Annotated in this window: 17 protein-coding genes; 9 read left to right on the top strand and 8 right to left on the bottom strand. The window is 35.5% G+C overall.

Translation table 11 applies throughout. From position 1 onward, the window contains the following. Positions 1 to 8 precede the first annotated feature (8 nt). Genes LY60_RS06570 through folE form a run of 5 tightly spaced genes read right to left on the bottom strand, consistent with a single transcriptional unit; the run spans position 9 to position 2,742 of the window. Complete coding sequence (locus LY60_RS06570; RefSeq protein ID WP_145081656.1) at positions 9 to 485, bottom strand: HD domain-containing protein; 477 nt, start codon at positions 483 to 485, stop codon at positions 9 to 11. Beyond that, complete coding sequence (folK, locus tag LY60_RS06565) at positions 482 to 955, bottom strand: 2-amino-4-hydroxy-6-hydroxymethyldihydropteridine diphosphokinase (RefSeq protein ID WP_145081653.1); 474 nt, start codon at positions 953 to 955, stop codon at positions 482 to 484. The genes LY60_RS06570 and folK overlap by 4 nt, the downstream gene beginning before the upstream one ends. Then, on the bottom strand, positions 952 to 1,314 hold the full coding sequence (gene folB / locus LY60_RS06560; RefSeq protein WP_145081650.1) for a dihydroneopterin aldolase: 363 nt from the start codon (positions 1,312 to 1,314) through the stop codon (positions 952 to 954). Before folB ends, folK begins: the two co-directional genes overlap by 4 nt. Then, positions 1,315 to 2,130: a dihydropteroate synthase gene (gene folP, locus LY60_RS06555; protein WP_145082097.1), complete on the bottom strand. Its 816-nt coding sequence runs from the start codon at positions 2,128 to 2,130 to the stop codon at positions 1,315 to 1,317. A 51-nt stretch (positions 2,131 to 2,181) separates the two neighbouring features. After that, a complete protein-coding gene (gene folE / locus LY60_RS06550; protein WP_145081647.1) occupies positions 2,182 to 2,742 on the bottom strand; it encodes a GTP cyclohydrolase I FolE in 561 nt (186 codons plus the stop codon). Between the two features lie 215 nt (positions 2,743 to 2,957). On the opposite strand from folE, the gene LY60_RS18305 reads away from it, so the two are divergent. Continuing rightward, positions 2,958 to 3,242 (top strand): sodium ion-translocating decarboxylase subunit beta, encoded by a 285-nt coding sequence (locus tag LY60_RS18305; protein WP_281291823.1) that lies wholly within the window; start codon positions 2,958 to 2,960, stop codon positions 3,240 to 3,242. A gap of 35 nt (positions 3,243 to 3,277) precedes the next feature. On the opposite strand, the gene LY60_RS06540 is transcribed toward LY60_RS18305, so the two are convergent. Further along, on the bottom strand, positions 3,278 to 3,637 hold the full coding sequence (locus LY60_RS06540) for a NifB/NifX family molybdenum-iron cluster-binding protein (RefSeq protein ID WP_145081642.1): 360 nt from the start codon (positions 3,635 to 3,637) through the stop codon (positions 3,278 to 3,280). A gap of 154 nt (positions 3,638 to 3,791) precedes the next feature. Between LY60_RS06540 and LY60_RS06535 the strand changes: the two genes are divergently transcribed. Together LY60_RS06535 and LY60_RS06530 are read left to right on the top strand one after the other, a co-directional pair. After that, positions 3,792 to 4,493, top strand: coding sequence for an HAD family hydrolase (locus LY60_RS06535; RefSeq protein WP_246145386.1), 702 nt, complete (start codon positions 3,792 to 3,794; stop codon positions 4,491 to 4,493). A 75-nt stretch (positions 4,494 to 4,568) separates the two neighbouring features. Then, positions 4,569 to 4,823: a YaaL family protein gene (locus LY60_RS06530; RefSeq protein ID WP_019230013.1), complete on the top strand. Its 255-nt coding sequence runs from the start codon at positions 4,569 to 4,571 to the stop codon at positions 4,821 to 4,823. A gap of 37 nt (positions 4,824 to 4,860) precedes the next feature. Here LY60_RS06530 and LY60_RS06525 read toward each other — a convergent pair whose 3' ends face one another. Continuing rightward, positions 4,861 to 5,103 (bottom strand): helix-turn-helix domain-containing protein, encoded by a 243-nt coding sequence (locus LY60_RS06525; protein WP_019230012.1) that lies wholly within the window; start codon positions 5,101 to 5,103, stop codon positions 4,861 to 4,863. 253 nt (positions 5,104 to 5,356) lie between these two features. Between LY60_RS06525 and LY60_RS06520 the strand changes: the two genes are divergently transcribed. The 4 genes from LY60_RS06520 (at position 5,357) to sdaAA (ending at position 9,759) form a co-directional block, all read left to right on the top strand. Then, a complete protein-coding gene (locus LY60_RS06520; protein WP_145081640.1) occupies positions 5,357 to 6,430 on the top strand; it encodes an acyltransferase in 1,074 nt (357 codons plus the stop codon). A gap of 503 nt (positions 6,431 to 6,933) precedes the next feature. Beyond that, a complete protein-coding gene (locus LY60_RS06515) occupies positions 6,934 to 8,112 on the top strand; it encodes a dicarboxylate/amino acid:cation symporter (protein ID WP_145081637.1) in 1,179 nt (392 codons plus the stop codon). A 74-nt stretch (positions 8,113 to 8,186) separates the two neighbouring features. Next, positions 8,187 to 8,870: an L-serine ammonia-lyase, iron-sulfur-dependent subunit beta gene (sdaAB, locus tag LY60_RS06510; protein WP_019230009.1), complete on the top strand. Its 684-nt coding sequence runs from the start codon at positions 8,187 to 8,189 to the stop codon at positions 8,868 to 8,870. 1 nt (position 8,871) lies between these two features. Beyond that, positions 8,872 to 9,759 (top strand): L-serine ammonia-lyase, iron-sulfur-dependent, subunit alpha, encoded by an 888-nt coding sequence (sdaAA, locus tag LY60_RS06505; protein WP_145081634.1) that lies wholly within the window; start codon positions 8,872 to 8,874, stop codon positions 9,757 to 9,759. A gap of 78 nt (positions 9,760 to 9,837) precedes the next feature. On the opposite strand, the gene LY60_RS06500 is transcribed toward sdaAA, so the two are convergent. Beyond that, positions 9,838 to 10,404: a hydrolase gene (locus LY60_RS06500; protein WP_145081631.1), complete on the bottom strand. Its 567-nt coding sequence runs from the start codon at positions 10,402 to 10,404 to the stop codon at positions 9,838 to 9,840. 502 nt (positions 10,405 to 10,906) lie between these two features. Here LY60_RS06500 and LY60_RS06495 point away from each other — a divergent pair. Then, complete coding sequence (locus LY60_RS06495; protein WP_145081628.1) at positions 10,907 to 11,998, top strand: hypothetical protein; 1,092 nt, start codon at positions 10,907 to 10,909, stop codon at positions 11,996 to 11,998. Positions 11,999 to 12,234: 236 nt separating this feature from the next. Further along, positions 12,235 to 14,043: an ABC transporter ATP-binding protein gene (locus LY60_RS06490; protein WP_145081625.1), complete on the top strand. Its 1,809-nt coding sequence runs from the start codon at positions 12,235 to 12,237 to the stop codon at positions 14,041 to 14,043.

Genomic DNA, 14,043 nt, shown 5'->3' with positions numbered 1-14,043 from the left:
TTGTTCTATCAATATAGAATGACGGGCACTTCTTTGTTTTGAAACTTCTTGCAGGTACCTATAGCGCTGCAATGAAGGCAGTTTCTTGATAGTTTATCGGCACGGTAAAGCAAATCCCCAAGTACAGATGTGCTTTTAATGTTTCGGTGAGATTCTATTGCTGTTAAAATCTCTTGAATTTCTGTTTCGCTGAAATCGCAGTCCAGTAGTATCCCTTCTGCAAGATTTTTGCTTGCCAGCGCATGGTCTATGCCGCTTTCGTATTCCATCCATCTTCCGATATCGTGCAGAAGGCCCATGGCATACAAAATTTCCTTGTTGACATTTAATTTTTCTTCCAGCGAGATTATGTATGCAATTCTTGAGACATCAAGAAAATGAGCTATGTCGTGATGGCAGTAAATTCTGTCACCTTCTGCTTCTTTGTTTTTACTCAGATATTTTATATAATCTTCATTTGCAAGTATTTGATTTATCCTTTTCATACATCAAGCCTTTTAATTTCTTCACCTTTAAAACTTTCCATCATATTTTTAAGGCTTTTGCCGTCAATGATCAAGTCCGGTGATATTTCAAAAAGAGGATACATAACAAAAGCCCTTTCAGTCATCCTCGGGTGTGGAATAATAAGAGTTTCTGTATTTATTTTTACACTTTCATACAAGAGTATGTCTACATCTATTATCCTTGGACCGTTTACAATTGTCTTTACTCTTTTCATCGCTTGTTCGATGCTTTGGGTGAAAACAAGCAGGTCTTCCGGAGACAAGTGAGTTGTTCCTTCCACAACAATGTTCATAAACCAAGGCTGATCCTTGTATCCCACAGGTTCTGTCTCATAAAATGAAGAAGTTTTTAAGATGTCTATTTTTTCTGAAAGCAGCTGTACTGCATATGTAAGGTTTTCTTTTTTATTTCCAAGGTTTGTTCCAAGGCTTAAATATATTTTGCTCATGATCGTTCCCTTTCCATTTCAACTCCAAAGTAATCGAAAATTCCGGCAACAGGCGCTTCAGGCTTTTTAATCCTTACAGTTATTTTTTGAACATCCTGAAATGAGCTTAAAACTTCGCTGCATATTTTTTCTGCCAGTGCTTCAAGCAGATTGAACTTTTCTTCTGTAACTATCTTTTTTATGGCTAAGTAAACATCTGCATAGCTTACGGAAAAATTCAAATCATCTGTTTCACCTGCTTTTTTTAGGGGCAAGTATAGGTATGCGTCCACAAAAAACTTCTGTCCTATGGTTTTCTCCTGTTCCAATACGCCGTGATAGCCATAGAAACCCATATTTTCCATAATTATTTTATCCATTTAATTTCTCCTGATTATTGCATCAGTTACTTTAGCAGCATGAACATTGGCCAGTACGTTGTGCACTCTCACAATGTCCATACCCTGGACTATTCCTAATGCAGTTGTTGCAGCGGTTCCAATATCTCTGTCCTTTGGAGGAACATCAAGCACTTTGGCAATGATGCTTTTTCTTGATGTGCCTATGAGAACAGGGTATCCAAGGTCTTTTATTTCACCAAGACGGCACATGATTTCAAAGTTGTGCTCAACTGTCTTGCCGAATCCGCCCAGTCCCGGGTCAAGAATTATCATATCATCCTTTACACCGGCTGATTTAGCAATTTTTACGGATTCCATGAGAAATTTTTTTATTGCTTCCACAACGTCACAATCATATTCATTTCCAACATGGTTGTGCATTAAAATTACCGGAGTCTGGTACTTAGCAGCAACATCTGCAAGTTTTTTGTCCTCCTGAAAACCCCATATGTCATTGATTATGTGAATACCGTTTTTAATTGCTTCCTCGGCAACCTCTGCTCTGATGGTGTCTAATGACATTATGGCATTAGTTTCTTCTCTCAGCCTTTTGATTACAGGAATTACTCTTCTCAATTCTTCTTCGGTGCTGATTCTTGTGTGGCCGGGCCTTGAGGACTCTCCTCCAATGTCAATTATGTCTGCGCCGTCTCTTAACATTTCCTTGGCATGTTCAACTGCTCTGTCAACAGATGAATAATCGCCTCCGTCTGAAAATGAGTCGGGTGTTACATTCAGTATTCCCATTATCAATGTTCTTTCCCCAAACTCTAGTTCACGGCCTGAAAATTTCATAGTCCTTTTTTGTGGAACAATTTTTATATCCTTTTTATCCATCTCTACCTCTTATTTGTTTATCATTGACATAACTTCAGCTCTTGATTTTGGATCCGTTCTGAACATACCTCTTACTGCTGATGTCATTGTTTTAGAACCGGGTTTTTTAACGCCTCTCATTGTCATACACATGTGCTCAGCTTCTATTACTACTATGACTCCATAAGGATCAAGTTTTTCCATGATTGTATCCGCAACTGTTGAAGTGATTCTTTCTTGAAGCTGAGGTCTTTTAGCCACAGTTTCCACAACCCTTGCAAGTTTGCTTAATCCTGTAAGCCTGCCGTTTTTAGGCAGATAAGCAACATGAGCTTTTCCAAAGAACGGAACAAGGTGATGTTCGCAAACGGAATAAAATGGTATGTCCTTTACCAGCACAAGCTCCTCATACTTTTCTTCCTGAAAATAAATCTCCAGGTGCTTTGCAGGGTTCTCATGAAGACCTGCGAATATTTCTTCATACATTTTTGCCATTCTTCTAGGTGTATCTTTAAGACCTTCTCTGTCAGGATCTTCGCCAACTGCAAAAAGAATTTCCCTGACAGCTTTTTCGATTCTTTCCTTATCCATGATATTTCTCCTTTTATGTAATTTTGTTTTCTATATAATGCTTGATTTAGTATGCCGAATTGATTGTATTGTATAATTATATCATAAAATTAATCATGTTCAATGTTTATGTTTGTGGTAAAAAAATTGACATGTTCATAATATTTATGGAAAATAGTTCTTGTGGGTTATATAATGATAGTAATAAGCTTATAAGAGATTTTAAAGGAGTACAAATGAACAATAAAATGATTAAAAAATTGGTGATGATTTTTACTGTTTTTTGCACAGCTGCAGCTGCATTGGGTATTTCATACCAGTACTTGCTTCCTCTTTACCTGTCATACAAGTTAAACAAAGATTTAAGCGATGCAAGTGCTATAGGTATTATAGGAGGAGCTGATGGACCTACAACAATTTATCTGTCAGGTTCCGTGTCTCCCGGACTAACAGCAGTATTTGCCGTATTTGCGGCAATAGGAATTGCATACCTTTTAATTACAAAAAGAAAACATAGCTAAAAAAAGCAGCTTCCATGGGAAGCTGCTGTAAGTATTTAATGTTGGCATTCATGTTCATGAGCGTGGCATGAATCTCCTGAGTCAGTAACTGAACCTGCAAGATAATTATTTGCAACTGTCTGGACATCACCTGAACAACCGCGTATAACTTCTATGCCTGAATTACCCAAGACTCTGACAGCTCCATCTCCCATGTTGCCTGCAAGCATTACTTTGACGCCCATTTCTGCCAGTGTTTGCGCTATGTTGGATTTGCAGCCGCAGCCCACTGGTGAAGCAATAGTTTCTCCATTTGTAATTTCTTTGTTTTCGTTAACAGTATAGACTGTGAAATATTCACAATGTCCAAAGTGGTCATCAATGAGATTTTGTCTTGATGGCAATGCTATTTTCATATATTAATCCTCCTAAATATTATTAAAAATGTTCTCAGGAATAGATAAATCCTTTACTAGATAATACTCCTATAAATGTCATATGTCAATAATAAAAATTACTTTTACTTAATAATGGCATTAATTGCTTTACTGCTGTATAATAATTATGCAAATGTTAAAATTTGTTATATTTGAAAATTACAAGAGAAATACATACAAAAAATTCGGAGGAAACATGACAAAAGAAGGAATTATATTTGATCTGGACGGAACTCTTTGGGATTCTTCAGAAAGTGTAACCAATTCATGGAATGAGGCCATTGCAACATATGGCAATATAAATTATAAAATGACTGTACAAGCAATGAAAGGATTCATGGGAAAGACCATAGATGAAATAGCAGCGTTGTTTTTTGCTGATTTTTCTTTAGATGAAAGGAAACAAATAGTTGACAGATGCCTCATGTATGAACAAGACTACATTGAAAAAAACGGGGGCATTTTGTTTCCCGAGGTTGAAGAAACGCTTGAATTACTGTCTTCACAGTACAGTCTTTCCATTGTAAGCAACTGTCAGGAAGGATATATTGAGGCTTTTCTTAAATACTACAATCTGAATAAGTATTTTGATGATTTTGAAAATCCCGGCCGCACGGGAAAGACAAAGGGTGAAAATATAAAATTAGTTACGGAAAGAAATAATCTTGACAGAGCTGTGTATATAGGCGATACAGAAGGCGATTTAAGCTCTGCAAGATTTGCCGGAATTCCTTTTATCCATGCAAGATATGGCTTTGGTAAAATAAAAGACGTTGTTCCTTATGTGAACAGTGTTTCTCAAATTCCTGCAATGGTCAAAGAAATAATAAAATAGTATCCATATATTTTGGTATATCGTGAATAAAAAGGAATCTCCTGTCTATAATAATATATATAGGAGGTTTTTTCCATGAGCATGATTTCAAACAAAGAATTGAGAATTAAAAATATATTAGAAATTTTCAAACATCCGCAAAAATCAGAAGAAAAAAAAGATATATACATAAATATTGAAAATGCAAAACGAGAGTGGGAAGACGCTAAAAACATATTTGAAAATGTGTCACAGCCTGATCTGGTTGACTATGCAATTTATAAAGTAGAAGCAGCAGAAAAAAAGTATATTTATCTGCTCAGACAAATTAAAAATGGTAATACAAATTAAAGGGTGAAAACTGTACGTTACACCCTTTTAAAGTTCATTATATAAGTTCCTGATCAAGAGATTCAAATATTTCAGCCGAGAAAAAATCCTCCAGGGATATTTCTAAACCGTCACATATTTTTTTTATCAATACAATGCCGATGTCTTTTCTGTCCGAGTCAAAAACGCTATAGACTGTTGAAGGCGTAATTCCGGATAAGTTTGCAAGCTTGTTTACAGCAAGCCCCCTGTCGGAACAAATATCATTAATTCTATTTATTACTGCCTCTTTTACACACATAATATACCTCCCATTACAATAAACGACCTTTAAAAGTATTGTAACACAACTTCGTCATGACGTATACGCCAAAACGTATAAAATACATAAAATACCACAAAATATTATAAAATTTTATATAAATGGGCGAAAATCGTCTTTGTTTGCATAAATATTTAAAATGCGAATACATATTTACCAATATAAATCTGATTGATTTTATCTTATATAAGTGGTAAACTTAAAAATATATTTTAGAAAGTGATGTGATTTAATGAATTTATCAGCAGAAATGTCTGAATCTATAGAATTTGGGAAGAAAAGTAAAGACAAGCTCTATGAACTGGATTACATAAGGTTTATAGCTTGTCTGGCCGTAATGATTGTACATATTACAGCAACAGGTATTACCGGTTATATTCATGGAAGCTTTCCACATTTAGTAATGCTGTTAATCAACAGAAGTTTGAAGTTTACCACTCCAATCTTTATTTTTTTAAGCGGCGTTACAAGTTTTTACAGCTACAGACAAAAGGAATTCAAGTACTTTTCTTTCCTTAAAAAAAGATTGGCCAAAGTGCTTGTAGCGTATCTTTTATGGTGTGTCATATATTATAGGGCATATATTAAGATTGGATATTACACATGGGACATTAATTTTTTTATTACGAGGGTTTTCCAGGGGACAATGTCATATCATTTGTATTTCGTAATAATAATTGTTCAAATGTATGTTGTGGGACCGTTACTTTATTATATCCTTCGAAATACAGACAAAAAAGTTACTGTATTGATAGTTGCAGCAGTTATTACATTGCTGAGCGCTGAGTTTATAAGATATGAACTGTCAGACAGGCTTTTTTTAAAGTATGTTGTTTTTTATATGCTTGGTATTTATGTCACTCTGGAGAGAGAGCTATTTCTGTCCTTTGTTAAAAGACACAAGATACATGTGACAGCAGCATATTTAATAACAGGCCTTGCATACACAGTCGTATCTTATTATGATATGAGTATAACAACATATGTCTGGTTTTTTTTCTCAGCATCATCTGTGTTCTTCGTTTATTATGTGGGACTGGTAATGAAGGAAGTTTTCAGCAAATACTACAGCTTCATAAAGCTGTTCGGACAAAGTTCGTACTACATTTACCTGATGCATCCTCTAGTTCTTACAGTAATGATTTTGTATGCTGAAAACAATGGTATTTTGTCTGTTACAAAGAGACTTATACTTTATTCAGCAACTGTAATGCCTGTGACTATAATATCTTGTCTTTTGTTTACAGCAGCAAAGAACAATATTAAGAAGAAAAAAAGAGCAAAGATTGCTGAAGCAGCTAGCTAAAAGAAAAATATTGAAATTTATTTAACATTTAAACCCACAAGTTTAGTAAGGAAACTTGTGGGTTTTTATTTTTATGAGCAAAAATCATTATGTTGAAAATATGTAGCAGAAATGTGTACAAAAAAGAAAATGCGTTTTTGATGATTAAATTTAAAGTGTATTCAAAACTAGCACAAAATAACGTTTAGTTGCATATAAAACGAACATAGGCGAAACGTATGCTTTTCAATGATATTAAGCCGTTTCGAGTAACTTTATGTTATAAAATTCTAAAAAAAGTATCGTTATTGAAAGCTTGAAGCTAAAATAATTACCAAAACTTAATAAAAATATTGTAGAATTTTAGCAAAAAAATAACAAATTTCTATTGACATATTTGTCAATTAATGATAACATTCGCATATGCACTTGATGAATACACAAAATTCACGCAACGTCTGCGAAATAGATACATCCGGAGTATCTGACATACGTATGCAAATAAAAATGAGGAGATTAATCAAATGGCAGAAGAAAAAAAATTCAAATTAGGTCTTATACCCAGAATCATCATTGGTATCATAGTTGGTCTTGTTCTAGGAAGTTTTGCACCAGTTTGGCTTGACAGAGTATTTGTAACTTTTACTTCAATTTTCGGAAACTTTTTAGGTTTTATAATCCCGTTAATAATTTTAGGATTTGTAACAGCCGGTATTGCTGAACTAGGCACAGGCGCCGGCAAACTTTTGGGAATAACAGTTGGACTTGCATATTGCTTTACATTGTTCTCAGGGTTTACAGCATATTTTGTAGGAACAAGCTTTTTACCTTCTTTTATTACTCCAGAATCTGCAAGCAGCATAGCTGAAGCAGCAGCTGACTTAGAACCATTCTTCAAAGTTGAGATGCCAGCTGTAATGGGAGTTATGACAGCACTGATTTTATCTTTCATTTTAGGTTTAGGAATTTCCGTGACAAAAAGTGAACCTCTTAGAAAAGCAGCAGAAGACTTTCAGAAAATTATATCTAAAGTAATTGAAAGCATTATAATTCCATTGCTTCCGTTATATATAGTAGGTGTTTTCGTAAACATGACTTATACTGGACAAGTTACAACAGTGTTCTCTGTATTCTGGAAAGTATTCTTAGTTGTAATAGCAATGCATTTAGCAATGATTGTTATCCAGTTTGTAATCGGTTGCACAATCAGTAAGAAAAATATATTCAAATGCCTGAAGATTCAGATAACAGCTTATGTTACTGCACTTGGAACACAGTCTTCAGCTGCAACTATTCCTGTTAATGTAAATTGCTCAGAAAAAATGGGTATTTCCAAAGGTATCAGAGAATTCGTTGTACCATTGTGCGCAACAGTTCACTTATCAGGAAGCACGATAACACTGACTACATGTGCATTGGCTGTAATGATGCTCAATGGAGTTCCGGTAACATTGACTGCATTTGCAGGATTTATAGCAATGCTTGGTATAACGATGGTTGCTGCACCTGGAGTTCCTGGAGGCGCTGTAATGGCAGCTCTTGGAGTATTGGAAACAGTTTTAGGATTTACAGAACCAATGCTTGCATTGATGATAGCATTGTACATTGCTCAGGATAGCTTTGGAACAGCATGCAACGTATCAGGAGACCAGGCGATAGCTATGTTAGTTGATACAATTCAAGGCAAACAATCAGATAAATAGTATAGATTAAGGCAATCTGTATTGGTAGTCATACAAAACAAATGACAGATACGGTATGATTTAAGGAGATAATAATGAGAGATTATAGTGTTTTTGATATAATTGGGCCGATTATGATTGGACCATCTAGTTCACACACTGCGGGTGCGGCTAGATTAGCTAAGATAGCAAGAACAGTAGCAGGCGGTAAAATTATAAAAGTTGATTTTATTCTTCACGGTTCGTTTGCAGAAACATATAAAGGGCACGGTACTGACAAGGCTTTGGTTGCAGGAATTTTAGGTATGGATCCATGGGATGAAGACCTGAGAAATTCATTTGAACTGGCAGCTAAGGAAGGCATTGAATACAATTTTATTGCAGCAGATTTAGGAGATGTTCATCCTAACACTGTAAGATTTGTCATGACAAAAGCAGATGGCAATTTAGCAGTAGTAATGGGATCTTCTATAGGCGGAGGCAATATAATTGTTTTCGACATAGATGGACAGGAAGTTGAGTTTACAGGCGAGCGCCCTACTCTTCTTACAAAGCATAAGGATATACCAGGTGTTCTTTCTCAGATAGCAAATATTTTGTATGATGAAAATATAAATATTGCCAACATGAGAGTATACAGAAACGAAAAAGGTAAAGAAGCTACTATGGCTATTGAAACAGACAGCATCATTCCCGAAAAACTATTGGAAAAAGTAAGAGACATCAAAGAAATACATTGCGTAAATGTAGTTAACCCAATTATAGAAGGAGCGATATAACATGTTTGTTTCAACAGGAAAAGAAATACTTGACATTTTAAAAAATGAGAATATTACTCTTGCAGAATATGCAATAAGAGAAGAAATGAACAGAAGCGGGTTTACTCGTGAAAAAGCAATTGATAAAATGAGAGCAAACCTCAATGTTATGCGAAAATATTCTACAAATTCTCAGGAAAAAGAAATAGAAACAGCAGGAAACCTTATTAAAGGTGATGCAAAAAGATTGAAGGAATACTCAAGAAGCGGAAAAGCACTGACTGGTGAGTTTATGGTTGATGCAATGTCAAGAGCTATGTCATGTTCTGAAACAAATTCAGCTATGGGAAGAATTGTAGCTTGCCCTACAGCCGGTTCTTGCGGAATATTGCCGGCAGTGGTGTTGTCTGTCGGAGAAAAACTTAATAAAACAGAAGATGAAATGATTCAGGCATTGTTTGTTGCCGGCGGAATAGGAATTCTAATAGCTAAAAATGCTACACTGGCAGGAGCAGAGGGCGGATGTCAGGCAGAATGCGGAGCGGGCTCTGCAATGGCGTCTGCAGCTGCTGTTCATATGCTTGGTGGAACAGCTGAGCAGGAAATGGATGCTGCAGCTATAGTAATAAAAAACATTCTTGGTCTTGTATGTGACTCTGTTGCAGGAATTGTTGAAGTTCCATGTGCAAAGCGTAACGTAGCCGGAACAGTAAGCGCTATAGCAACAGCTGACATGGTAATGAGTGGAATAACAAGCAAAATTCCGCTGGATGAAATGATTGTTGCTATGTACAAAGTTGGAAAGCAGCTGCCTGCGGAACTAAGAGAAACATCACTTGGCGGAATTGCAGTGACTCCAACAGCTTTAAAGCTAAAAGAACAAATTGAAAAAATGAACAAAATGGATTAATAAATAAAATCCCCCCAAAAATAAAAACAACTCAGCATTCTGGCATGGATGCTGAGTTGTTTCTTATATTTTCTTAAATTATTGTAGAGAAGTTTCGTATGCTCTCATAGCCTGCAGAGTTTCTTCCAGAAGCTTATCGAGTTCCCAACCAAGCATGTTTGCTCCGTCTTGAATTGCATCTCTTGAACAGCCTGCAGCAAAACTTGGAGTTTTATATTTTTTCTTCAAGGATTTTAATTCCATATCCAATGTGCTTTTAGAAGGTCTCATAAGTGCTGCGGCTCCAATTAAACCTGTAAGTTCGTCAGTTGCAAACAACACTTTTTCCATTGTGTGCTCAGGTTTTATATCTGCCGGAGTCAATCCGTAACCGTGGCTTGCAATGGCACGGGTAATTTTAGGGTCTATTCCCTTTTCATTCAATATTTCCTGAACCTTCATGCAATGCTCTTCAGGATACATTTCAAAGTCAAGATCGTGCAATAATCCAACGATGCCCCAAAATTCTGTTTCATTCTCAAAACCTAATTTTTTGGCAAAGTATTCCATTACAAAACTCACTGTTTCTGCATGCTTCAAATGAAATTCATCCTTGTTATATTCCTTTAATAAAGCCCAAGCTTCTTCTTTTGTAATTGTGTTCACAGTATCCCTTCTTTCCTTTTTTAAAATATAAATTTATTTTAACTTATTTGCTTAATCATGTCCATATAATTTATAATATATATTTTTTGAAATATATATAAAATTATAAATAATACATAAATTGATAAAAAATAAATATGTAGATATTATGAAGAAAAGTGAAACAAATGTTTTATTTTTTTAACAATTATAAAAAAAGCAAAAAAAATTCTATTTCTTTTTCATATAAGTGTCATATGTGGGAAACTGGAGCTTGAAATTTTAACATTTTGTCAAATTCGGCTTTTAAGGTTGATTTTTATGGTCCTTCATGTTAAAATGCAAAAGTCTTTGTGATAAGAAAAACAAAGATGCAAAATAATGCATAACAAGATAATATTAGCAATGAAAAAACGTTGACTCATTAAGAACAATTTGTTAATATTGTATCGATAACAGAAATACGGTATAATCGGCAAAAGCCGTTATATATATAAAATTATTGTAACTTTGGAGGGTGACAATGAAAAAATCAATATTATTATCATTAATTTTAACGATGTCTTTATTTGCTTTTGCAGGATGTGCAAAAGAAGAAGCACCGGTTTCAAATGATCCTGTTGTTGAACAACCAGCAGCAGAAGAGCCAAAGACTGAAGAACCAGCAGGAGAAGTTGAAGTAACTGAAGATTCTGTAAAAACTGGACTGGCAGTTATTTCTTCAGTTGAAAAATCAGCTGATGCAGGCGAAAAAGACGGTTTAGCTCAGACTGATTCTGTTGTAATGGCAGTAACAGTTGACCAGGACGGCAAAATAGTTAAAGCAGCTATTGACACTGCACAAACTAAAATCAACTTCACAAAAGAAGGAAAAATTGCTTCTGACAAAGAAGCTGAATACAAGTCTAAACAAGAACTTGGAGCAGATTACGGAATGGTTAAAGCTTCTTCAATAGGCAAAGAATGGTTTGAACAAGCTAATGCTTTAGCTGATTACATGGTTGGAAAAACAGTTGAAGAAATAAAAGCAATACCTGTAACTGACACAGGAGTACCAACAGAAGCAGACTTAACTTCTTCTGTAACTATTAAAATAAACGGATATGTTGCTGCAGTTGAAAAAGCAGTTGAAAATGCTGAATTTTTAGGAGCAACTAAAAATGATGAATTAGGACTTGGAGTAGTAACAACAATTTCTAAATCTAAAGATGCAGCTGCCGATGCAGAAGGTGTTGCACAGGCATATTCAACATTTACTGTAACAACATTCGATGCTGACGGAAAAATCACTTCAAGCATAATAGATGCATCTCAGTCAAATGTTAAATTTGATGCAACAGGAAAAATCACTACTGATTTAACTGCTGATGTATTGACTAAAAATGAATTAGGCGACAACTATGGCATGAAAAAAGCTTCTAAGATTGGCAAAGAATGGTATGAGCAGGCAAAAGCATTTGCTGATTTCGTAGTTGGAAAGACTGCAGAAGAAGTAAAAGCAATTGCAGTTGACGCAGAAGGAACAACAACTGATGCAGACTTGGTATCATCAGTAACTATAGGAATAGACGCATTCCAGAACATAGTTGCTAAGGCTGCTGCTTCAGCAAAATAATAACTAGCAAGTAATTTAGGAGCATTTTCTTCAGGTTGATACTGAAGAAATGCTCTTTTTTTACTTTTTTAAGGAATTTGAACTTTGTTTATAAATTCTCCACATATAATGTCGTTAATATAAATTTGACATAAGTGTTAAATTATTATAAAATGAATAAACAGTACAGATAAGATTACATATACATTTAATAAGCCCAAGGTATTTTGCTTTGGGATTTTTTGACAGAGGTTATTATGGATGCCAAGAATAAGTTAAATTTAAAAACTATTTATTCATATACCAGGGGCTACAGAAAATTCATAGCCCTTTCAGCTGCTGCAACCGTTGTCCGCGTTCTGGCAGGCTTTACTACGCCTCAAGTCATAAGTTTCACGGTGGATTCTATTATAGACGATGTTCCGTACAAACTTATTTCACCTTTGATGAAATTAATAAGTATGGCTGGAGGAAGAGAGGGGCTTAGGCAGAATTTGTGGCTCTGTGCAGCATTTGTAATTGCTATAGCCATCATTGCTTCTCTTAGCGACTTCGTTGGCAGAATTTCAATTGCAAAGGCAACAGAAGGAACTGTTAAGACCATAAGAAACAAATTGTTTGAACACATACAAAAATTGCCTTACAGCTGGCACATCAAAAACCAGACAGGAGACATCATACAACGTTCAACATCTGATGTGGAGGTTCTTCGTAATTTCATAAGCACACAGCTATCAGAAATGTTCAGGACAATAATGCTTGTTGCAATATCCCTGGCACTGATGTTTCCTATGAACCTGAAATTAACTTTGATGGTCCTTGTCTTTGTTCCTGTGGTCATTTTGTATTCATCAATATTTTACGGAATATTATCAAAAAAATTTCTTGTGGCTGATGAAGCTGAAGGAGCACTTTTTACTGCAACTCAGGAAAATTTAACAGGTGTTAGGGTTGTAAGGGCTTTTGGCAGGGAAAAGTATGAAATAGAAAAGTTTTCAGAAAGAAATCTCAAATTTTCTGACTTGTGGGTGAAGCTTGGATACCAGCTGGGGTACTATTGGGGAATAGGAGATCTTGTAACGGGACTCATGGTTATGACAATTGTTGTTGCCGGAACTTATCAGGCTGTTAATAATGTAATCACCCTTGGAGAATTTCTTGTTTTTGTGTCATATACTTCAATGATTGCATGGCCTCTTAGAAGTTTTGGACGTATTCTTGGAGAACTGAGCAAGACCAAGGTTTCAGCACAAAGGATATGCGAAATATTAAGCGAGCCTGAAGAGTCTGAAACTCCTGAGGCAGTTGAGCCTGACATGAACAAGGACATTGAATATAAAAATGTAACGTTTAAATATGACGGAAGTGTTCCTGTCCTGGATGACGTCAGTTTTAAAATAAAGGCAGGAACAACATTTGCAGTGCTTGGAGGTACAGGTTCAGGAAAAACAACTCTTATGCACCTTTTAAACCGTCTGTATGACCTTCCGGAGGATAGCGGAAGCATAACAATAGGCGGAGTTGACATACGCAAAATAAAAAGAGAATATTTGAGAAAAAATATAGGCATGGTGCTGCAAGAGCCATTTTTGTTCTCACGTTCCATAAAAGATAACATAACCATTGTAAATGAAAATGCAACAATTGATGATGTTAAGGAAGCTACATCAATTGCTCACGTTGATGAAGCTATAGAGGAATTTTCAAAGGGTTATGATACAATTGTAGGAGAAAGAGGAGTTACGCTGTCCGGAGGACAAAAGCAGAGGGTTTCTATTGCCAGGATGCTTCTTCAGAAAACTCCCATTATGGTCTTTGATGATTCTCTTTCGGCTGTTGATGCAGAAACTGATGCAAAAATTCGCGAGGCACTAAAAAAAGACAAAAAAGATTCTACCATAATATTGATTTCTCACCGTATAACAACTCTCATGCAGGCAGACATCATTCTGGTGCTTGACAAGGGCAGGGTTGCTGATATGGGAACTCATGATGAGCTTATTGAAAGGGACGGCATATACAAGGAAGTATTCAATGTGCAGATGAACTTATCTGATGTTGATTAG

It is taken from the genome of Sedimentibacter saalensis, assembly GCF_007830175.1.
In the GTDB taxonomy this organism is placed as follows: Bacteria; Bacillota; Clostridia; order Tissierellales; family Sedimentibacteraceae; genus Sedimentibacter; species Sedimentibacter saalensis.
The sequence above is the reverse complement of the archived record's forward strand: the minus strand, read 5'-3'. Positions and strand labels throughout refer to the sequence as shown.